Source organism: Microbacterium sp. C448, assembly GCF_000582705.2.
GTDB classification, from domain to species: Bacteria; Actinomycetota; Actinomycetes; order Actinomycetales; family Microbacteriaceae; genus Microbacterium; species Microbacterium lacus_A.
In genome coordinates this window covers 1-19275 of record NZ_HG779695.1, presented here as the reverse complement: position 1 = coordinate 19275, position 19275 = coordinate 1, and the positions used below count along the sequence as shown (strand labels likewise).

General features: G+C 67.2%; 22 protein-coding genes and 3 tRNA genes. 5 read left to right on the top strand and 20 right to left on the bottom strand.

Annotated elements, in window-relative coordinates; all coding sequences use genetic code 11:
• Positions 1–144: 144 nt before the first annotated feature.
• The 11 genes from MIC448_RS09960 to tilS form a co-directional block, all read right to left on the bottom strand.
• The gene (locus MIC448_RS09960) at positions 145–918 is read right to left on the bottom strand and encodes a DUF2520 domain-containing protein (protein ID WP_036298965.1); all 774 of its coding nucleotides are present in this window, start codon (positions 916–918) and stop codon (positions 145–147) included.
• Positions 915–2666 carry a PH domain-containing protein gene (locus MIC448_RS09955; protein WP_243419945.1) on the bottom strand — a complete coding sequence of 584 codons (1752 nt, stop codon included), beginning with the start codon at positions 2664–2666 and terminating at the stop codon, positions 915–917. Before MIC448_RS09955 ends, MIC448_RS09960 begins: the two co-directional genes overlap by 4 nt.
• The gene (locus MIC448_RS09950) at positions 2663–3187 is read right to left on the bottom strand and encodes a PH domain-containing protein (protein ID WP_051513554.1); all 525 of its coding nucleotides are present in this window, start codon (positions 3185–3187) and stop codon (positions 2663–2665) included. Before MIC448_RS09950 ends, MIC448_RS09955 begins: the two co-directional genes overlap by 4 nt.
• Before the next feature lie 91 nt (positions 3188–3278).
• The gene (locus MIC448_RS09945) at positions 3279–3809 is read right to left on the bottom strand and encodes a DUF3180 domain-containing protein (protein WP_036298962.1); all 531 of its coding nucleotides are present in this window, start codon (positions 3807–3809) and stop codon (positions 3279–3281) included.
• A complete protein-coding gene (folK, locus tag MIC448_RS09940) occupies positions 3806–4378 on the bottom strand; it encodes a 2-amino-4-hydroxy-6-hydroxymethyldihydropteridine diphosphokinase (protein ID WP_051513550.1) in 573 nt (190 codons plus the stop codon). The genes MIC448_RS09945 and folK overlap by 4 nt, the downstream gene beginning before the upstream one ends.
• Complete coding sequence (gene folB, locus MIC448_RS09935; RefSeq protein ID WP_051513548.1) at positions 4375–4794, bottom strand: dihydroneopterin aldolase; 420 nt, start codon at positions 4792–4794, stop codon at positions 4375–4377. The genes folK and folB overlap by 4 nt, the downstream gene beginning before the upstream one ends.
• Complete coding sequence (gene folP, locus MIC448_RS09930) at positions 4782–5591, bottom strand: dihydropteroate synthase (protein ID WP_036298982.1); 810 nt, start codon at positions 5589–5591, stop codon at positions 4782–4784. The genes folB and folP overlap by 13 nt, the downstream gene beginning before the upstream one ends.
• 65 nt (positions 5592–5656) lie before the next feature.
• Positions 5657–6247, bottom strand: coding sequence for a GTP cyclohydrolase I (gene folE / locus MIC448_RS09925; RefSeq protein ID WP_036298960.1), 591 nt, complete (start codon positions 6245–6247; stop codon positions 5657–5659).
• Between the two features lie 3 nt (positions 6248–6250).
• A complete protein-coding gene (gene ftsH / locus MIC448_RS09920) occupies positions 6251–8257 on the bottom strand; it encodes an ATP-dependent zinc metalloprotease FtsH (protein WP_036298958.1) in 2007 nt (668 codons plus the stop codon).
• A 207-nt stretch (positions 8258–8464) separates the two neighbouring features.
• Positions 8465–9016, bottom strand: a complete 552-nt coding sequence (gene hpt / locus MIC448_RS09915; RefSeq protein ID WP_036298955.1) for a hypoxanthine phosphoribosyltransferase — start codon at positions 9014–9016, stop codon at positions 8465–8467.
• A 39-nt stretch (positions 9017–9055) separates the two neighbouring features.
• A complete protein-coding gene (gene tilS, locus MIC448_RS09910; protein ID WP_036298952.1) occupies positions 9056–10093 on the bottom strand; it encodes a tRNA lysidine(34) synthetase TilS in 1038 nt (345 codons plus the stop codon).
• 200 nt (positions 10094–10293) lie between these two features.
• Here tilS and ppa point away from each other — a divergent pair, with 200 nt between their 5' ends.
• Positions 10294–10827 (top strand): inorganic diphosphatase, encoded by a 534-nt coding sequence (gene ppa / locus MIC448_RS09905; protein ID WP_036298950.1) that lies wholly within the window; start codon positions 10294–10296, stop codon positions 10825–10827.
• Between the two features lie 24 nt (positions 10828–10851).
• Here the strand turns inward: ppa and MIC448_RS09900 are convergent, their stop codons facing one another.
• Complete coding sequence (locus tag MIC448_RS09900; protein ID WP_243419944.1) at positions 10852–12075, bottom strand: mechanosensitive ion channel family protein; 1224 nt, start codon at positions 12073–12075, stop codon at positions 10852–10854.
• 86 nt (positions 12076–12161) lie between these two features.
• Positions 12162–13586: a peptidoglycan DD-metalloendopeptidase family protein gene (locus MIC448_RS09895; protein WP_306342116.1), complete on the bottom strand. Its 1425-nt coding sequence runs from the start codon at positions 13584–13586 to the stop codon at positions 12162–12164.
• Positions 13587–13850: 264 nt separating this feature from the next.
• On the opposite strand from MIC448_RS09895, the gene MIC448_RS09890 reads away from it, so the two are divergent.
• The 4 genes from MIC448_RS09890 to MIC448_RS09875 all read left to right on the top strand — a co-directional run bounded on the left by MIC448_RS09890 (position 13851) and on the right by MIC448_RS09875 (position 15363).
• Positions 13851–13923: transfer RNA gene (locus tag MIC448_RS09890), tRNA-Glu, on the top strand.
• A gap of 20 nt (positions 13924–13943) precedes the next feature.
• A tRNA-Asp gene (locus tag MIC448_RS09885) sits at positions 13944–14017 on the top strand.
• A gap of 79 nt (positions 14018–14096) precedes the next feature.
• Positions 14097–14169: transfer RNA gene (locus tag MIC448_RS09880), tRNA-Phe, on the top strand.
• Between the two features lie 288 nt (positions 14170–14457).
• Complete coding sequence (locus MIC448_RS09875) at positions 14458–15363, top strand: co-chaperone YbbN (RefSeq protein ID WP_036298947.1); 906 nt, start codon at positions 14458–14460, stop codon at positions 15361–15363.
• Between the two features lie 138 nt (positions 15364–15501).
• On the opposite strand, the gene MIC448_RS09870 is transcribed toward MIC448_RS09875, so the two are convergent.
• The 7 genes from MIC448_RS09870 to MIC448_RS09840 form a co-directional block, all read right to left on the bottom strand.
• Positions 15502–16140, bottom strand: coding sequence for a metallophosphoesterase (locus tag MIC448_RS09870; RefSeq protein ID WP_051513545.1), 639 nt, complete (start codon positions 16138–16140; stop codon positions 15502–15504).
• Positions 16137–16355 (bottom strand): hypothetical protein, encoded by a 219-nt coding sequence (locus tag MIC448_RS09865; RefSeq protein ID WP_036298944.1) that lies wholly within the window; start codon positions 16353–16355, stop codon positions 16137–16139. The genes MIC448_RS09870 and MIC448_RS09865 overlap by 4 nt, the downstream gene beginning before the upstream one ends.
• Positions 16352–17104: a hypothetical protein gene (locus MIC448_RS09860; RefSeq protein WP_051513542.1), complete on the bottom strand. Its 753-nt coding sequence runs from the start codon at positions 17102–17104 to the stop codon at positions 16352–16354. The genes MIC448_RS09865 and MIC448_RS09860 overlap by 4 nt, the downstream gene beginning before the upstream one ends.
• A gap of 90 nt (positions 17105–17194) precedes the next feature.
• Positions 17195–17392: a hypothetical protein gene (locus tag MIC448_RS09855; RefSeq protein ID WP_036298942.1), complete on the bottom strand. Its 198-nt coding sequence runs from the start codon at positions 17390–17392 to the stop codon at positions 17195–17197.
• Entirely contained in the window at positions 17392–18513 is a 1122-nt protein-coding gene (locus tag MIC448_RS09850) for a site-specific integrase (protein ID WP_036298940.1), read from the bottom strand. Before MIC448_RS09850 ends, MIC448_RS09855 begins: the two co-directional genes overlap by 1 nt.
• Complete coding sequence (locus tag MIC448_RS09845; RefSeq protein WP_036298938.1) at positions 18503–18745, bottom strand: AlpA family transcriptional regulator; 243 nt, start codon at positions 18743–18745, stop codon at positions 18503–18505. The genes MIC448_RS09850 and MIC448_RS09845 overlap by 11 nt, the downstream gene beginning before the upstream one ends.
• Complete coding sequence (locus MIC448_RS09840; RefSeq protein ID WP_051513540.1) at positions 18742–19218, bottom strand: replication initiator; 477 nt, start codon at positions 19216–19218, stop codon at positions 18742–18744. Before MIC448_RS09840 ends, MIC448_RS09845 begins: the two co-directional genes overlap by 4 nt.
• Positions 19219–19275: the final 57 nt, after the last annotated feature.

Here is a 19275-nt window from a genome sequence, read left to right as displayed (position 1 = left end):
GTGTAGCGCGCCGATGGTGGGTATGAGTGCGACGGTGGGCTCGGCGGATGTGTCTCGCGCCGCGTCCCCCGCCGTCCGTGCTGCGCTTCTGGCTTCCGCCAGTCGGGTGCGCAGCTCGGCGATGGAGCTGATCATCCTTGGATGCTACCCCGGCAGCGCATCCGGGCCGTCCAGCTCGGTCCAAGCCCCACCGCCGGAATTGCCATCGCGCGGACCGCCCCGCACGATGCCCTCCCAATCCGGGGTGGTCTCCAGGGTGAGCGCCTGGTCGACGGTCGAGCGGACGAGTGCCGACAGGTATCCGCCCGGGTTGTCGATGCCGATACCGCGCAGCAGCGACGTGGACTGCTGGACGACGGCGCGGGAGAACTCCGTCGCCGTCGCGATCGCCTCGGCGTACGAGGCGCGATCCGCTTCGGCGATGACGACGGGCTCGCAGCCGAGTTCGACCGCGAGGGCCTGCGCGATCGGCAGCACGGCAGCGGGTGCCGTAACGGCCGCGTACCCCGCTTGCAGCTGTCGCAGGTCGATGCTCGTACCGGTGAAGGTGATTGCGGGGTGAACGGCGAGGGGGATGACTCCCTGCTCGACAGCCGGACGAAGGATGTCGGTGCCGAATCGCGCATCCGTGTGCAGCACGAGTTGGCCCGGCTGCCAGGCCGACACCGCTGCCAGGCCAGCGACCAGTTCGGCGAGCTGATCACTCGGCACGGCGAGGATGACGAGCTCACTGCGCCGCGCAATCTCGGGCGGATCCAGGTGCGGAACACCCGGGAGGATCGCCTCGACGCGGTCCGGGTCGGACCCGGGAGTGATGCCCGTCAGCGCGTGCCCGGCCCCGCCGAGCGCGGCGCCGATGATCGGGCCAACGCGTCCAGCGCCGATGATCCCGACGCCGAGGCGTCCCGCCCGGTTCACGTCGCCCCCGGCGCCTGGCCGGACGTCGATTCCGGCGCCTGGCCCACCATCGACTCCGGTTCCGCTGTCGAATCCGGTACGTGGTCCGGCACCTCGGCCACGACGGTTTCCGCCCACCGGTGGCTGCGATCCGCGGTGGAGGCGGCGGATGCCCGAGCCGTGACATCCGCGAAGGCCGCCAACGCGTCGTCCCGATCGAGCGCGGCGACGTAGCCGTAGACGGGTCCGGCGACGGTGTGCGGGCGAAGGGACGCGACGCGCAGCGACCGGTCGAGCGGCCCCTGATGCAGGCCGACGCTCTGCATGCGGGCGAAGGGGAAGATCGCGAGCGACCGCCAGATCTGACCGCGACGGAGCAGCAGCGCGTGCGGTGAGACGAAAAATCCGTTGCGCCGCCACGAGAAGGGCCGGATGAACCAGGCGCGACGGGGGGTCTGCGAGTACGGGTCACCCTCGCGCGGGCCGAGGATCCCGTGCTCGAAGAGCAGCGACCACTCGTCGTCGCGCGTGCCGGGCAGCACCAGGCGCAGGACGCGCTCGACGTCGGCACGGGTACCGACCGGCAGGACCGTCGTGAACTGATCGGTCGAGGTGTCACCCGCGCTTCGCCCCGTCAGGCGGTTGATCTTGATCAGCCACCATCCGAAAGGGCGCCAGAAGATCGACTGCCGCACCTCGATCGCGTGCACGCGGCCTGGGGGAATGATCTCGGTGACGGTCGTGAACAGCCCGAACGTCACCCGCAGCCCGTGCCGCGTGGGCGCGATCGAGTACCGCAGGGACTTCACGATCTGCGACACCCAGTAGGCACCGAATCCGAGCAATGCCGGTACGAGGCCGAGCAGTACCCACGGTGACCCCCAGATTCCACCGGCGATCGCGACGCCCGTCATCACGAGCAAGGCGACCGTGCTGCCCCCGAGCACCTGCGAGGCGATCAGTCGCCCGGTCGAGATATGGACGACGCTCTCGGGCTCGCTCGCCGGCCCTTCGGCCCCGGCGATGAGTCCGGTGATGCCCTCGCTAACGGCGCTCGATGCACCGCGAATGCGGTTCATGGATGCGACGGACCCGGACGCCTCGGCGAGCTGACGGCCCGAGGCCAGGCGCAGGATGTCGGCGCGCACCCTCTCGGCGTTACCCGTCGACAGGTAGTCGAGCTTGACGTTCGCATCTGTGCCCGCACCGACAACCTCGAGCTTCGCGAGTCCGACGAGACGCGCCACGAGAGGGCGCGTGAGGTTGACGCCCTGAACACGGTCGAGCGGTGCACGCCGTTGCGAGCGGAACAGGATGCCCTGCTTGACCTCGACGTCATCCTCCGTGATCCGGAAAGTGTGGAACCGCCACGACAGGTAGAAGCCGCCGACGACGAGCAGGAGCGCACCTAGAACGGCGAGGCTTGCCAGAAGCAGGAGCCCGTTGTCGAGCACCCAGTCGACCGGGTCGCCCGAGTTCCACTCTTCACCGTCGGGAAGCTCGGGCAGCACCGAAGGCAGAAAGATCGCCACCAGCCTGTCGCGCAGGTTGGCGATCACGATGCCGATCACCACGACGAGGAAGATGCCGCCCCGGAAGATCGGGGACAGCGGATGCATCCGGTGCCACTCGCCATCGCTCAGCTCGCTGCGCGCCTCGAACGGCTCACCGGGCACGGGCACATCCGTCGCGGCCGCATCCGTCGCGGCCGCATCCGTCATCGGCGCGGACGCCTCGGGCGTCGCACCGGCCGCTGCGGATTCGCTCACAGCCCCGTCCGTCGCGATTCGGCGACCTCGACCAGCAGGTCACGCAGGTGTTCGGCGGTCTGTTGCTCCAGGCCGGGGATCGTGACTCCCGTTGCGGCGGCGGCCGTCACGAACTTGAGTTGCGCAATACCGAACCCCCGATCGAGGGGGCCGTGGGTGATGTCGATCAGCTGCATCCGTCCATACGGCACGGCGACCAGGCGTTGCCACAGGATGCCGCGACGGAACACCAAGTCGTCTTGGCGCAGGCGATACCCGATCGAGCGCGCCTGGCGGGGGACGATGGCGGTCGTCCAGATCGAGATCGCCAGGATGATGCCGCCCGGGATGTAGGCCCACGTCTGATGCAGGAATAGCGTCAGAAACAGCATGGCGGCAGCCACGAGGACGATCAGCACGCCGCTCGAGATGAGCTGGACCCAGACGTACTTCGGCGAGATCTGGTGCCAATCGCCGCCGTCCAGCTCGAGCCGACTGGGCGAGCGCGGTTCGACGAGCGCGGTGAAGGTGCCGGCATCCAGCGAGTCGGAGTCGAGCGCATCTGTATTTCCCTCAGCGACCGGGCTCTCGTCGACGGGGATCTCATTCACGGGCGCCGCGAGACCGGTGCTTTCACCAGGGGTGGGTGTCGCCTCCGGCGGCGGGCTCTGGGGGTTCGTCATCGTCGTCCTTCCGGATGATGCACATGTTCTCGGCGACGAGTGCCGCGGCGACGAGGATCGCCCCCGCAACGGCGGTGGCGACGACCGCCGTGATCGAGCCTAACGGCGGCGGCACCGGGCGTGTCAGCAGGTAGAGGGCCAAACCCGCGCCGGCTCCCCCGGTCGCCGCGCCCACGATGCTCGACGCCTTGGCCAGGATCGCGATCCGCAAAGCGCGGAAGGGATTGACCGGGGGCCCGGATGCGGGCTGCGATCCCGCGGCGACGGCGCCGCTCTCGCCGCGCGGGCCCCGGATCGCCCGGCGGATGGGCAACGCCAGAACCACCACGATCGCACCGAGCAGCAGCAGCATGATCGGCAGCGAGATGAACGGTGTGAAGGTTGGGCGGCCTGAGACCGTCAGAAGGTGATCGAACAGGAAGCCGGCGAGCGCACCGAGCACGGCGGCCGAGACCAGGACGAGCGGACTGGTGCGCTTCACGCGCGGTCCCCACCCGAAGCATCCGGATGTGTGTCCGCCGCCTGTGCGCGGAGCCGCTCGACGAGATCGCGCACCGCTCCGTGACCCACCAGCACGGCCGCGGGGTCCGCCTCGAGCCACGGCTCGAGCACGAAGTCCCGCTCCGCGGCGCGCGGGTGCGGCAGGGTCAGGTTCGGGTCGTCCGACTGCACGTCGCCGTAGGCGATCAGATCGAGGTCGAGCGTGCGGTCGCCCCACTTCTCGTGGCGCTGACGTCCGTGCTCGGCCTCAATGCGGTGCAGCATCGCCAGCAGAACGCTCGGGGCCAGACGGGTCGAGACGAGGGCGACGGCGTTCAGGTACGCCGGCGCTGAGGCATCCGGACCATCCGGGCGCAGGGCAACCGTCTCGCGCGTCGGCGACACCCGCACGTGATCAACGAGAGGCAGCCGGGCGATCTCGCGCACCGCATCCTCGAGCGTTGCCCCCCGGTCACCGAGGTTGCTGCCGAGTGCCACGACGGCCACGATCGTTTCGTTTTCGGGCCGCGCGTCGCGGGGCGGGAGTTCTTCGGCCAGGCGGCGGCTCATGGGGTGCTCCGGGGGAAGTCGATCGCGGCTCGTTCGATGCTGGCTCGTTCGATGCTGGCTCGTTCGATACTGACCGAGACGTCCGAGAACTCGGCCTCGATGGGCGCGCTCGGCTTGTGGACGGTCACGCGGACGGAAGCCAGCCGCCGATCTGCGAGCACCGCCACCGCGATCCGCTCGGCGAGCGTCTCGATCAGGTTGACCGGCTCGCCCGCGACGATCGCGACGATCGCATCGGCGACCTCGCCGTAGTGGACGGTGTCGCGCACGTCGTCCGTGCGTGCCGCCTCGGCGGTGCGAAGTTTGAGCACGACGTCGATCACGAAGTGCTGACCCTGCTCGCGCTCGAAGTCGAACACCCCGTGTCGCCCGAAGACCCGCAGGCCGGTCAGAGCGATCTCATCTAGGCCGTCCACGGTGCCCCCTCCCTCCAGGCCGCCGCGATCACGAGCGCGTCCCGGGTCGCCGCGACGTCGTGCACACGAACACCCCACGCGCCCGCGCGCTCGGCCAGCACACTCGTCACAGCGGTCGCGGCGTCGCGGCGCTCGGTCGAGGGTTCGTCGCCGGATGACCCGGCCAGCGCCGCGGACAGGAATCGCTTGCGTGACGTGCCGACCAGAACGCGAGGCCCGAGGGCGACGAGGCGATCGAGGCCCGCGAGCATCGCCCAGTTCTGCTCGGCCGTCTTCCCGAAACCGATGCCCGGGTCGAGGATCACCCGCGACGGGGCAAGGCCCGCGCGGGCCGCATCGCGCATTCGGTCGGCGAGTTCGGCCGTCACATCCCGCGCGACATCTGCGTAGGCCGCGCGGGCGTACATGTCCGACGACGGCCCCCGCCAATGGCCCAGCACGAAGTCGGCGGATGTCTCGGCCACCGCGGCGAGCATGCCGGGGTCGGCGAGCCCACCCGAAACATCGTTCACGATCCGCGCGCCCGCCTCGAACGCCGCAACGGCCGTCGCGGCGTTCATCGTGTCGATGCTGACCATTACGCCGCGCCCCGCGAGGGCGGTCACGACCGGCAGAACCCGCCGGATCTCCTCGGCGACGGCCACACGTTCCGCGCCGGGCCGGGTGGACTCGCCTCCGACATCGATCACGCTCGCGCCGTCGGCGACGAGTTCGAGCGCGTGCGCGATCGCGACTTCGGGGTCGAGATACTGTCCGCCATCGCTGAAAGAGTCGGGCGTCGCGTTGACGATCCCCATGATCACGGTGCCGCCAGTGTTCGCCGCGCTCACAGTGCCTGCCACGGGTTCGATGTTTGCCGCGCTCACGAGCGGACGCCGCCGATCAGACCGATCAATTCGGCCCGAGCTGCGGGCTCGGCGAGTTCGCCGCGGGCAGCAACCGTGACGGTCGACGCATCCGGTTGACGACCGCCGCGCATGGTGACGCATCCGTGACGCGCATCGAGTACGACCAGAACACCGCGCGCGTCGAGCTCGTTCTGGATCGTGTCGGCGATCTGCTCGCCGAGCCGCTCCTGCACCTGCGGGCGCGCCGCGAGGATGTCGACGACCCGCGGAAGAGCGCCCAGCCCGACCACGGTGTCGCCCGGCAGATAGGCGACGTGCGCCACACCGCGGAAGAGCAGCAGGTGGTGCTCGCACACCGAACGGAAGGCGATGTCGCGCAGCAGCACCGCGCCCGAGGCAACCGTCTCGGGCTCGGGTCCGCGCGCGACCGAGATCGGGTTGCCGAGCGGCTCGGCGGGATCCTGGTCCAGCCCGGAAAAGAACTCGGTGTAAGCCTCGGCGACACGTTGCGGGGTCCGCTTCAGACCCGGACGATCGGGGTCCTCGCCGATGGCGACCAGCAGTTCACGAACGAGCGCCTCGACGCGCCCGGAGTCGACAGCCATGAACTACGCCGTAGCCGGGCGTGCCTGACCCGACGGCCGCCGGCGCGGCTGCTTCTCGGCGACGACCTCCTCGGCAGGCATGTCCGCCGCGAGACCCTCCGGCAGGGTTTGCTTCGGGACCTCGACCGGGGGAAGGGCCGACACGGGCCGCTTCTCGCTCGAAAGCCACTGCGGACGCGGCGGCAGGCGACGCACCTCGGTGAAGATCTCGGCGAGCTGCAGGTGATCGAGCGTCTCTTTCTCGAGCAGCTCGAGCGCAAGCTTGTCGAGCACGTCGCGGTTGTCGCTGATCACCTGGTAGGCCTCGTTGTGCGCCTGCTCGATGAGCGCGCGCACCTCGGCATCGACGCGCTCGGCGATCGACTCGGAATACTCGCGGCCGTGACCCATGTCACGGCCCATGAAGACCTCACCGCTCGCGGCGCCGAGCTTGACCGGCCCGAGCTGCATCGTCATTCCGTACTCGGTGACCATCTTGCGGGCGATGTTCGTCGCCTTCTCGATGTCGTTCGACGCACCCGTGGTCGGGTCGTGGAAGACGATCTCTTCGGCCACGCGACCACCCATCGCGTACGTCAGCTGATCCTGAAGCTCGTTGCGGGTGACCGAGTACTTGTCGTCGAGCGGCAGCACCATCGTGTATCCGAGCGCCTTGCCGCGCGGCAGGATCGTGACCTTCGTCACGGGGTCGGTGTGGTTCATCGCCGCCGCGGCGAGCGCGTGCCCACCCTCGTGGTACGCCGTGATCAGGCGTTCCTTGTCCTTCATGATGCGCGTGCGGCGCTGCGGTCCCGCGATCACGCGGTCGATTGCCTCGTCGAGCGCGCGGTTGTCGATCAGTTGCGCGTTCGAGCGAGCTGTCAGCAGAGCGGCCTCGTTCAGAACGTTGGCGAGATCGGCGCCCGTGAAGCCGGGCGTCTTCCGAGCGACGACCTCGAGGTCGACCCCGTCGGCGAGCGGCTTGCCGCGGCCGTGCACCTCGAGGATGCGCTTGCGGCCCTGCAGGTCGGGGGCGTCGACGCCGATCTGACGGTCGAAGCGGCCGGGACGAAGCAGAGCCGGGTCGAGGATGTCGGGGCGGTTCGTCGCCGCGATCACGATGACGTTGACCTTGGGGTCGAAGCCGTCCATCTCGACGAGCATCTGGTTGAGCGTCTGCTCGCGTTCGTCGTGCCCGCCACCCATACCGGCCCCACGGTGACGACCGACGGCATCGATCTCATCGATGAAGATGATCGCCGGCGAGTTCTCCTTGGCCTGGTTGAACAGGTCGCGCACGCGGCTCGCGCCGACACCCACGAACATCTCGACGAAGTCCGAACCCGAGATCGAATAGAACGGCACGCCCGCCTCCCCCGCGACGGCGCGAGCGAGCAGGGTCTTACCGGTTCCGGGAGGGCCGTACAGCAGCACGCCCTTAGGGATGCGGGCACCGACAGCCTGGAACTTCGTCGGATCCTTCAGGAAGTCCTTGATCTCCTGCATCTCTTCGATCGCCTCGTCAGCACCCGCGACATCCGCGAACGTGACCGTCGGCGACTCCTTCGAGACCAGCTTGGCCTTGGACTTGCCGAACTGCATGACCTTGCTACCGCCACCCTGGGCGGACGAGAGCAGGAACCAGAAGAGCAGACCCAGCAGCAGCAGCGGGATCATGAGAGAGAGGAAGCCGTCGAACCAGGATGCCTGGGGCACGACGTCATTAAATCCGTCGGACGGGTCCGCGGCATTGATCGCGTTGACGACCTCTTCCGCGCGAGCGGTCACGTAGTAGAACTGGACGTCCGTCGAGCCCTCGTAGGCCTCCGACAGGGTCATGTCGACGCGCTGGTCGCCGTCGGTCGTGACGACCTCCGTGACGGTGCCCCCGCTGAGGAGCTCGAGTCCCTGTTGCGTCGAGATCTGCTTGGCTCCGCCGAGGCTCGAGATCAGCGTGAAGCCCACGATGAGGAAGACCCCGATCAACAGCACATAGATCAGGGGATTACGGGAGATCTTCTTGAAGTCCATGGTGGCGGGGCGAGCCCGAAGCCTTTCGTCGACGTGCCGCACCAGGGCGGTTCAGACAGGGTATCGCTCCCCCGCTTTGCACCGGCTGTGCATTCGCCCACGGCGTACAGCGCCGGCCCGGCCTGTGATGTCCCACTTTCTGCCGGTTTGGCGACCGTTTACCGGTGAGAAGTGGGACACATGCGCCTAGAAGTGGGACATGGGCGATCAGGAGTAGACGTGCGGCGCCAGCACCGCGACGTCGCGGAGGTTGCGGTACTGCTCGGCGTAGTCGAGACCGTAGCCGACGACGAATTCGCTCGGGATGTCGAAGCCGACGTACTTGACGTCGACATGCACCTTGACCGACTTGGGCTTGCGCAGCAGCGCGAGCACCTCGACCGACGCCGCACCGCGGACGCGGAAGTTGTCGAGCAACCAGCTCAGCGTGAGCCCCGAGTCGATGATGTCTTCGACGATCAGCACGTGCTTGTCGTGCAGATCGGTGTCGAGGTCCTTGCGGATCTGCACCACACCACTCGACTTGGTGCCGGCCCCATAGGAGGAGACGGCCATCCAGTCCATCGGCACCAGCATCGGCAGCGCACGGGCGAAGTCCGCCATGACCATGACGGCACCCTTCAGCACGCCCACGAGCACCAGGTCCTTGCCCGCGTAATCTTTGGCGACCTGTGCGGCCAGCTCCTGCAGTTTGGCGAGGATCTGCTCCTCGGTCACGAGGACATCCGTCAGGTCATCGGCGATATCGGCGGCGCGCATGGGCTCGAGTCTAGGCTCCGGGGCCGGGGCATCCGAAAGTCAGGCGCGAGCCGTGAACACCAGCCGGGCGCCGCGGCGCTCGGCCAAGCAGCCGGGCAGATCGATCGGGGCCTGACCGTGCCAGTCGGTCACGAGTCGCGCAACCTCCAGGGTTTGCGAGCGGGTCAGGCTGACCCCGAACTCGCTCTGCACGACGTGGCGAATCACGCGATGACGCAGCGCTGCCGGGTTGGCGGCGAGCGCGGCGACAGAGACCGAAATGCCCGCCTCGGCGTGCTCGACGATGTCTTCGATCGTCTCGTCGATCATGTCGCGGAACGCCTCGGTGTCCTCCCGCAGCTGCTCGGCGGTGCGCGCGAGGGCCTCGGCGACGCCGGGCCCGAGTTCGTCCTCCAGCAGCGGCAGCACCCGGTTGCGGACGCGCACACGGGCGAATCGGGGATCTGCGTTGTGCGGGTCATCCCACGGCGCCAGTCCTTCGGCCGCGCATGCCGCGCGGGTTGCTTCGCGGCGCACGGCGAGTAGCGGACGCATCCAGAGCACACCGGATGTCTCGTCCGCCCGCACGGGCGCCATGCCCATCAGACTCGATCCACCCGAACCACGCGCGAGGCCGAGCAACACGGTTTCGGCCTGATCGTCGAGGGTGTGGCCGAGCAGCACAGCGACAGCGCCGGTGCGCTCGGCCTCGGCACGCAGCGCACCGTAGCGCGCGTCCCGGGCAGCGGCCTCGGGCCCACCATCCGCTGCAACCTCGACTGGGACGACCATCGCGGTGAGCCCGAGGGTCCGTGCGGCACCGGCCGCGGCCTCGGCTTGTGCGGCCGAGGCATCCTGCAGTCCGTGGTCCACCACGACGGCAGAGGCTTCAATGCCGAGCCGTGGCGCCTCGAACGCGACCGCCGCGGTCAACGCGAGCGAGTCGGCACCGCCCGAGAGAGCGACGAGCACGCGGGCTTCCGCGGCGCCGGGCTCACCGCGCAGGGGTGTCAGGGCCGCACGAACCGCCGACCGCACGGCCGCAACGGCGGGGTCGAGACGCCCGCGGTGGGCGCTGTGGTCGGCAGTCTCGGGCACGCCCCCACCGTACCCGCCGTGGTGTGCCGTAAATCTGAAAGGAACCACGACACCTCAGACCTCGAAATCCACCCCATCGGGGCCCGGGGGATCCGAGATTCCTGTCAGATTTACGCCCTGCACCGGTTGACTAGGCTGGAACGCGGCGATCAGCAGGTCCGCCACTCACTTTTCGCACCATCTATATCGAGGAGCCACGCATGGGCGCGTACGACGCCGTCATCGAGATCCCCCGCGGCAGCCGCGTCAAGTACGAGGTCGACCACGGCACCGGCCGCGTGTTCCTCGACCGCGTGCTGTTCACACCCATGGGTTACCCCGCCGACTACGGATTCTTCGAGAACACCCTCGGCGAGGACGGCGACCCGCTCGACGTGCTCGTGCTGCTCGATGTCACGCTCTTTCCGGGCGTCATGGTGACCGTCCGCCCCGTCGGCGTGCTGAAGATGAGCGACGAGGCCGGCGGCGACGACAAGCTCGTCGCCGTGCTGGCGAAGGACCCGCGCTGGGCCCACATCCAGGACGTCGACGACATTCCCGAGTTCACGAAGAAAGAGATCGCGCACTTCTTCGAGCACTATAAGGACCTCGAGCCGAACAAGTGGGTCAAGGTCGACGCGTGGGGCGATGTCACCGAGGCTGAGCGCCTCGTTGCCGAGTCCATCGTCCGCTTCGAAGAGCACGAGGGTCAGACCAAGACGCAGGGTGAGGGCGAAGCGCCCAAGTCCATCTGATCCGGTCCGGAGCCCGTCGGCGCGTCAGTCGTCGTCGCGGGCGGACTCGAGCAGCGGATGATCGCGGCTGTCGCGGTCGTCCATCTGGACGGGTATCGCGGCGGTGAACTCGGATGCCCGGGCCTCCCCATCGGCATTGCCCGAGAAGAGTCCGGCGCGGTCACGCGCTTCGGCGGGCGCTGCCGATTTCACGGCCGACGAGCGCTGCTGACCGGGATCGCCGACCAGAACACGCTGTAGCGGCAGGGATGCCGCATCCTCATCGCGCACCCATTCGACGAGGGATTCGCGCACGACGCACCGCAGATCCCAGAGCGCTGCCGAGTCCGCCGCGCTGACCAGCACGCGCACCCGCACCATGCCGCCCGTCGCCTCGGTCACCTGCAGCACCTGCGTGCGGCCATCCCAGAGCGACGACTCGGCCAGCACGGCCTCGAGTCGGGCGCGCATGGCATCCGTCGAGACGCGCCAGTCGACGTCCAGCTCGACCGATCCGACGATTTCGCTGCCGTACTTGGTCCAGTTCTCGAACGCGGTCGAGGTGAAGTAGTTGCAGGGGAGCACGACGGTGCGCTGATCCCAGGTCATGACGACGACGTAGGTGAGCGTGATCTCGTGGATACGGCCCCACTGGCCGTCCACGACGACGACGTCGTCGACGCGGATGGCCTCCGAGAAAGCCAGTTGCACGCCGGCGAACACGTTCGCGAGCACGGACTGCGCGGCGAGACCGGCGACGATCGAGGCGATACCCGCAGATGCGAGGACGCTCGCACCCACGGCTCGCACACCGTCGAAGGTGAGAAGGCAGGCACCGATCGCGACGATCACCACGATGACGACCACCAGACGACGAACGATCTGCAGCTGCGTGTGCAGGCGACGCGCGACGCGGTTGTCGGGTACGTCGAGGCGATAGCGACTGAGGCTGAGGTCGGCGATGAACAGCAGTAGCTGGCAGACGAGCCACGCGCCGGATGAGATCAGCGCGATCAGCAGTGCGTGATCGACGACATCGCGCCAGTCGGCCCCCGGAAAGCTGATCGCCACGGCGATCCACACCCCGACGATGAGCAGAGTGACGCGGAACGGCCACCGTGCGCGCGCGATGAGCGTGGTCGCCCACTGCCTGTGGCGGGACGTCGTCCGGACGATAACGGACGCAATCGCCGAGATGATGAGGACGGCGATGAGCGCGCCGACGAGGGCGAGGGAAAAGGTCAGAAGTGTTGACCAGGGTTCGGGCACGGGATCTCCGATCGGGTCATCATCAGGCTAGGCACGACCCCCCGACCCGACGCAAACCCAGAGAAATGTCGACAGGCTTTGCCCAGCTAGATCGAGATGCCCCGGGCGCGCATGAACACTTCGGGATTCGTGCGGTAGCCGTTGATCCAGACCTCGAAGTGCAGGTGGCATCCGTACGACAGGCCCGTCATGCCCTCCCGGCCGATGAGCTGGCCGGAGCTGACGTTCGCACCGTAGCCGACCATGAAGCCGCCGTTCTGGATGTGCGAGTACCGCGTCACGACGCCACCGCCGTGGTCGATGTGGATCTGGTTGCCGCTCTGCCCGTTGGCGGCTGCGTAGGTCACCCGACCGCTGTACGCGGCGAAAACGCCGGCGCCGCAGCCGGTCGACATGTCGGTGCCGTTGTGGAAGCCCGTGCATCCGTATCCCGGTGTACACAGCGTGGCGCGAGACCCGTAGCGGTCGCTCTGACGCCCGCTGGATGGGCGGGCCCAACCGGTGGTGCCGACCTGTCCGCCGCCACCGCCACCGCCGCCTCCGCCACCGCCGCCACCGCCGTTCGCAGCAGCTGCCGCAGCGGCTTCCGCGGCGAGGCGACGCGCTTCTTCCTCCGCACGGCGCCGAGCCTCTTCTTCAGCCTTGCGCTTGGCTTCGACACCCGCCTGATACCCGGCGACGGTCTGCGCGGTCTGGTCCTTGAGGGCGGCGAGCTGCGCCTCGAGCACGACGAGGTGCTCGGACTGAGCGTCCAGGGCCGCCTGGGCGGCATCCGCAGCAGCCTGGGATTCGACCATCTTCTGTTCGGCGACCTGCTTCAGGCGGTCGCGCTCGTCGCGGGCGACGGATGCCTGGTCGCTCAGCGACTGCGCGGAGTTCTGGGCCGTGACCGCACTGGCGAAGGTGTCTTTGTTCCGCTCGAGGACCTTGTCCATGCGGCCGAGGCGTCCGAGCAGGTCGTCTGCCCCCGTCGCGGACCCTGCGAAGAACAGTTCGAGCGAGGTGTCGTCGCCGCCGCTGCGGTACAGCTGCGAGGCGACCTTGCCCGCGCGCTGTGATGCCGCGCTCGCCGCCGCGCCCTGGGCGTCAGCCTGGGCTTGCAGATCATCGGCGATCATGACCGAGTTGAGGTATTCCTCTTCGGCCTCGAAGTACTCCATCGAGGCCTGCTCGGCGGCGGCCTGCGTGGCTGCGACGTTGGCCTGGAGCTGGTTGATAAGGCCCTCGATGCGAGTGACCTCGCTGGCCTTGGATGCTTCGTTGCCCTTGGCGCGCTGAACGTCATCCCACGAGGGGTAGGTCGCGGCGAACGCGGCGGGAATCATGGGTCCGCCGATCGCACCGGCGGCGACCAGACCGAGCGCACCAGCGCCGAGTAGCCACCGACGGGATACGGACCGCTTCGCGATTGCGGCGTTGGCCCGCATCTCGGCCGGAGTCGGAGCACACCCGCAGTCCGGTTCGGGACCGGATGCGTCGCGCACGAAGGCGTCGCCGTGCAGAGCTGACACGTCGTTCCTCCCGATTGCTACGCCAGTAACATAAATCACACTAACAACATCTTTAACATTCGCAACATGCGATGTCTTGTGCTGCAAGTATTCGCCCAGTTCGGGGCGATTCCCAGTCCATATCGGTCGACGACTTATATGGGCGTAGACCACCAGCATCCCCGCCCGTCGCGGTCGGCACGGGCTGGCGCGCCCGCGATTGGCGGTTTCGTCGGGGAATGCGTATGCTTGAGCGTCGGTAAGCGTGAGCCCTTGGGTTCATTCGGCCCCATCGTTTAGCGGCCTAGGACGCCGCCCTTTCACGGCGGTAGCACGGGTTCGAATCCCGTTGGGGTCACTCGTACAACTAAATAGCATGGCCCTGTAGCGCAGTTGGTTAGCGTGCCGCCCTGTCACGGCGGAGGTCGCGGGTTCAAGTCCCGTCAGGGTCGCTCTAAGCGACGGGCCCTTTCTTATGAGAGGGCCTTTCGTCTAGATCGCGGCAGACTCGCTTTCGAGCGGACGCCGCAAGGCTCTGTAGCTCAGTTGGTAGAGCGCACGACTGAAAATCGTGAGGTCACGGGATCGACGCCCGTCGGAGCCACACGGACCGTCGTTACAACGGTCCCAGAAACCCTCGCCTAGCTTCTACATGGCGGGGGTTTTGCTTTTCCCTGGTGAGGCGCGGTTTTTCTGCGTGTGCGCGAGTTGCCCAACCACCGGTCGTTGAGCGAGCGCAGCGAGTCGAAACGGCTCGGCCGGATGCTGATTCGCTGGCCTCGTCGGCGGCTTGGGCCGGTCTGGGGCCGGTCCGCGTCCCAAATAGCGCATGTGACTCCCCGTCAGACATCCCGACGACGCAGCGACGCGACATGTCTGCCAGGCTGATCGTGTGGACGGCTTCGATCTTTGGTTCGGCAGAATCGCGAACGGACTGACCATCCTCGCCGCGGTAATTGCGATCGCCGGCGTGATCTGGGCGGTCCTATCAAGAGCGAGGCTCGGAGTACGTTCGATGCGCTCGCCCAGCCTCGTTCCGAGTTTGACTCTGATCGTCACATCGGACGGTTCGAATCCCGTTCGCAATCTCGAACTGATCGCCGGAACGCTTACGCCGAGTGGGTTCTCAATGGCCGGCGGCGACATCGCCACTCTATCCGAACTCGGGGGTGGCGAAACACTGCTCGTGGAAGCTTTCGATCCGCGGCAGACGACGTACGCGGACCCTCCTCGGCCAAATGAGCGGAGGTGGGAGATCACAGGCGATGAGGGCTTCTACCTCCAGGCGCGCTGGCAGCACCCGCTCCTCCCGTGGCGCCGCGCAAGTCGAACCTACGCTTGGACGACACCACGGCGTTTCGGAGACGACGACCCGGAGGTACTGCACGGTCGAGCGGAACGCGCGTTTCTGAAGCAGACCCAGGACCCAGCGCTGAACCCTACTCTTGCGAGCTATATCGCACCGAGGCGCGCAGGGGCCACAGTCGCAACTGACGAGACGTTCGACGCGATCGTGTCGGCCTACAACGGAGTCACTATCGTCGGGTTCGGCCCGACGTGGCAGGGCGAGCACTGGCTCGCGACGCGAAGGGTCTTGGACGTGTTCGCAACTCGGCACTCGAAGAGGATTCAAGTTCTAGTCGTCAACGTCGACGAGGCACCGGTGCTCTCGTCTCGATTCGAGACGAACATCGTCCCGACCTTCAAGGCTCTGCTCGACGGCAAGGTCGTTGCTGAGCACAACGGCATCGTTGCTTACAGCGACTTGGAGGAAGCCTTCTCCAGCTACTTGCGCTGATCTTGCGATCAGTTGGACACGCAAGGCGCACTTCGGGCGATCGCTGCGTGGTCCTCGTCCGTGAGTAGGTCCACCGCGGTTTCCATGACGACCTCCTCTCCCTCCACATTCGCACGAACGAAGGGTAACTCGCAGCGCTCAGTCCTCGTCGGGAGCACTGCTTGAAAGGCTCGCGAGCCAGGCGTCGATGACATCGAAGCGGATGGGCGCGAACCCGGAGGCATCCACTCCGACGTGGAACTCGTGCGAGCCATGAGCACCGAACGCTCGATCGTGAGTGTGCCCGTGGAGAAGGGGAACCCCGGTATCGGCCGGGCGGTGCGAGCTGTGGCGTTCGACACCGGTCGTGTCGCCCTCGAACGGGTAGTGGGACGCAATCAGCCGCGCACCGCCGCGCTGGCCCTCGACGATCTCCGGCAGCACCGTCCATCCAGCCGCCTCATACATCGGCAAGAAGCGCTCGATCGCCCGATTTGACTGCGTCGCCGGGGACACCCGGTCGTGGTTGCCTGGCACCAGCAGTCGGCGCCCGTTGAGCTGCGACGTCAACCCAACGCTCTCCTCGATCGGTCCGAGCGCCAGGTCGCCGAGATGGAGTACGACGTCGTCGGGACCGACGATTGCGTTCCATCGGTCGATCATCGCCGCGTTCATCTCATCGACCGAGCCGAATGGCCGGCCGGCGAGCTCGCTAATGCGAGCGTGCCCGAAGTGGTGATCGCTCGTCACGAAGTCGACGGCGTCGAAGTCGAACTCCGTCAGGGGTCGACCTGTCATGCCATCCCTCCCTGAATCTCGACGTTCAGCGCCTCAATCACCGACGCAACGTCACCCATCTTGATGCAGTCGATCGGACGCCGGCCCTCAAGGTGCGCATTGTGACCCAGTAGCCACCCTCTGCTCCCCCGGGGCAGATAGAGCTGATGCAACAGCTCTGCCACGTCAGCAGGAATCTCAACCGCGTCGGCGTCGGCAACCCGATCATCGCTCATGCGGGGCTCCGATAGACGCTGACACCCCAACCGGGCAGGCTCGTGTCGTCGTCAAGTGAATCGAGGATGGTCGACAACGGCGGCGGTACCAGCCAGTCATTCCACCTCTCGGTTTCGCCCTTATCGCCGCTCGCGAACCTATCGGGCTGCTCCCACGCGTCCCATGCGAGCTCCAGGACGTGATGCTCGATCACGAGCGCGGCCCATCTGTTCGCGAGGGTCATGCGATCAACGACGCTGGCGGACGCACCACCCACTGCCGCGATCCTCTTGCTACCGATCCTCGCCAGTCCGACCTTGAATTTATGAAGCCGCGGCAGATGCAAGAGATAGGTCTGGTGCGGTTCCCACCACCCAAGCTCTACGTGGAAGTCATGAGCGTCAGTCGGTGGGTTCGTGAGGCACGTCCGCGCGTAGCCGAGCCAGTACGAGCGAATCGTCTGAATGCGCTCGATGGGGTTGTTGCGGACGAAAACCTCCCACACGAACGTCACAGTCTCCGCGGAAAGATCCGCGATAGCACGCCGATCGGCACGAAGCCACGCGCGACTTTGCGGCTGCCGCGGCATCGACTCCCACCATTCCGGCTTCGACCGGGCCTGCGCAGGCAGGGGCCGTCCGATCAGCGCCTCGACTTCACCGAATGACAAGACGGCGTCTTCGGCTGGATCGACACGACGCAGGTAGTCACCCAGCGGCGTATACACAAGCTCGAGCCGCGACAGCGGCTCCGTCGGCTCCTCGGACATGGTGCTACCTCTCAATCAATGAGGGACGTTTTGCCCTCACTAGGTATAGGCCCGTCTTTCGGGGGTTCGCGGACACGCGAGTTGGAAGATTCATGGCCACCGCTCGAAGACGTCGTCGAGCGCATCGATGTGCGCAACCGCGCGCTCGATGTGCGCCAGCTCGAACTCGTCGGCGAAGTCGTCGGCGTTGCGGTGCAGCAGGCTGCGGTATTCCCCCAGAGCGTTGACGAGGATGGCGTGGCACTCCGGATTGGCGAGCAGCTCGTCGAGCCTCTCGTGGACGTCCATCACTCCCCCTCACCGAACAGTGAGTCGATGGCGGCGGCGGCACGACGGGCAACGTCGGAACGAGCCCGGCTGTATCGCTCGGTCATCTGCATACTCGAGTGCCCGAGCACGGCCTGAACGTCGTTCGCCGAGGCGCCGGCATCGAAGAGCATTGTGGCGAGCGTGTGGCGCAGGTCGTGGAGTCGCAGGTCGTCGCGGTGCAGCTTCGCTCGGAGCGTCTTCCAGCCGATCGCGCGACGGACGTTCGAGGCATTGATCCGTCCCCCGCGAGGACCCGTGAACACGAGTTCGCCGCGGTGCTTGCCGGCCATGGCCTCGGTCAGCAGCGCAACGAGCGGCGTCGGGATCGGCACGTCCCGCTCCTTATGGCTCTTCGGCGTCAGCTCAACGCCGCGCCCGTCCGCGCCGATGCTGAATGCGCGCCGTACGTGGATCGTCCGATGCGCACGATCGACGTCTTCAATGCGCAATGCGGTCGCCTCGTTGGCGCGCATGCCTGTGTAGACGAGAGCGGCGATGTAGCGCCGATAGTGCGCATCATCGATCGCGGCAAGCAGCGTCGGTACCTCCGCGGCCGTGAGCGCGCGAGATCGCAGGCTCGTCACCGACTCGGACTTCGGACGACGCGCGAGACGTGCTTGGTTCAGCGGCACCAGGTGCGCGCGGACCGCGCCGTCAAGCAGGCGGCTCAGCACCGAGAGCGCATCGATCCGCGTCGATGTGCTTCCCTCCCAGCCGGTGATCGCGTCCTCGATGACGCCCGCCGTGAGCTTCTCGAGCTTCACGTGGCCCAGCCACGGCTTCACCCGCAGCCGCCAGCCGCGCTCGTATGCACGCGCCGTTGACGCCCGCACACTGCTCTCGATGACCGACCAGTGCCGCGAGTGCCATTGGGTGAGCGTCATATCGCCGTCGGGGTAGCGGCGAGTGAGCGTTTCGGCGCGGAGCTTCTTGGCCTCGGCGAGCGTCTCAACGTAGGTTGAGCGTTCGCGCTGCTCGCCGTTCAGGCCGATAGCCCAGACGCGCACCTGGTACTTGCCTCGATCCTTGCGGAAGCGGATCCCCTCGGGCAGCGGGCGCCGGGTCTTCGGGTCGATCCGCTCGCCCCGTTCAGCCGACACCGCGGGTACCGCCGGCCTCGAGGAACGCTGCAACGGTCGACGCCCGCCAGAGCATGTGCTTGCCCATGTGCGCGTCGGGGAATGGGAACCGGTTCTGCCGCCGCAGCGAGTCGAAGGTCGACAGCGGCACGCGGCAGAGCGCGGCGGCCTCGCGGCGAGTCAGATAGTCGTTCTGCTCGGCGTGGTCGGCGACCTCGACCTCGGGGTCGTCGACGAGCGTGTGAGTGGTCATATCGTGCTCCTTTCGGTGGGTGGGGTGTTGCGGTCTCGTGCGCGATCGTGGCGCCATTGTCGGGCGGCATTCGCTGCTTCTCTCGCGAGTGCTTTATCGCCGTCGGTGAGCCAGCCCATGCCCGCGTATGCCCACGAGCCGATGACGAGAACCTCATCGGGGCTGATCTCCTCGGTCGGCTTCGTCTTGGCGAGGAGATGCTTGAGACGCCAGGTCCGTCGCGCGCCGCGGAGCGAGCCGAGCGTCACCGAGTAGCGACGGGACTTCGTCGAGAAGTGACCGCGGAAGCCGAGCATCCCGTCCCAGCGATGCAGCTGCGCGTAAGGTCCTTCGGGATCGACGACAGTCGCCAGCTCCCGAACGGTCGACTTGATGCGCTTGATGTGATCGCGGCCAGCGCCTGTCGGCTCGAGGTCTTCGGTTGCTTTGGTGGCGTACTTGGCGATGTAGGCGGCGACCGCACGATCAGACAATCTAGGGGAATCTAGTGATTCGCTAGATGTAGCTCTCCGTGACGTTGTGAACGCGTT

Coding starts and splice junctions, on each gene's coding strand:
- folK (WP_051513550.1), bottom strand. CDS start 4,378: ATGAGCCGCCGCCTGGCCGAAGAACTCCCGCCCCGCGACGCGCGGCCC.
- folP (WP_036298982.1), bottom strand. CDS start 5,591: ATGGGGATCGTCAACGCGACGCCCGACTCTTTCAGCGATGGCGGACAG.
- folE (WP_036298960.1), bottom strand. CDS start 6,247: ATGGCTGTCGACTCCGGGCGCGTCGAGGCGCTCGTTCGTGAACTGCTG.
- ftsH (WP_036298958.1), bottom strand. CDS start 8,257: ATGGACTTCAAGAAGATCTCCCGTAATCCCCTGATCTATGTGCTGTTG.
- hpt (WP_036298955.1), bottom strand. CDS start 9,016: ATGCGCGCCGCCGATATCGCCGATGACCTGACGGATGTCCTCGTGACC.
- ppa (WP_036298950.1), top strand. CDS start 10,294: ATGGGCGCGTACGACGCCGTCATCGAGATCCCCCGCGGCAGCCGCGTC.
- MIC448_RS09870 (WP_051513545.1), bottom strand. CDS start 16,140: ATGACAGGTCGACCCCTGACGGAGTTCGACTTCGACGCCGTCGACTTC.
- MIC448_RS09865 (WP_036298944.1), bottom strand. CDS start 16,355: ATGAGCGATGATCGGGTTGCCGACGCCGACGCGGTTGAGATTCCTGCT.
- MIC448_RS09860 (WP_051513542.1), bottom strand. CDS start 17,104: ATGTCCGAGGAGCCGACGGAGCCGCTGTCGCGGCTCGAGCTTGTGTAT.
- MIC448_RS09855 (WP_036298942.1), bottom strand. CDS start 17,392: ATGGACGTCCACGAGAGGCTCGACGAGCTGCTCGCCAATCCGGAGTGC.
- MIC448_RS09845 (WP_036298938.1), bottom strand. CDS start 18,745: ATGACCACTCACACGCTCGTCGACGACCCCGAGGTCGAGGTCGCCGAC.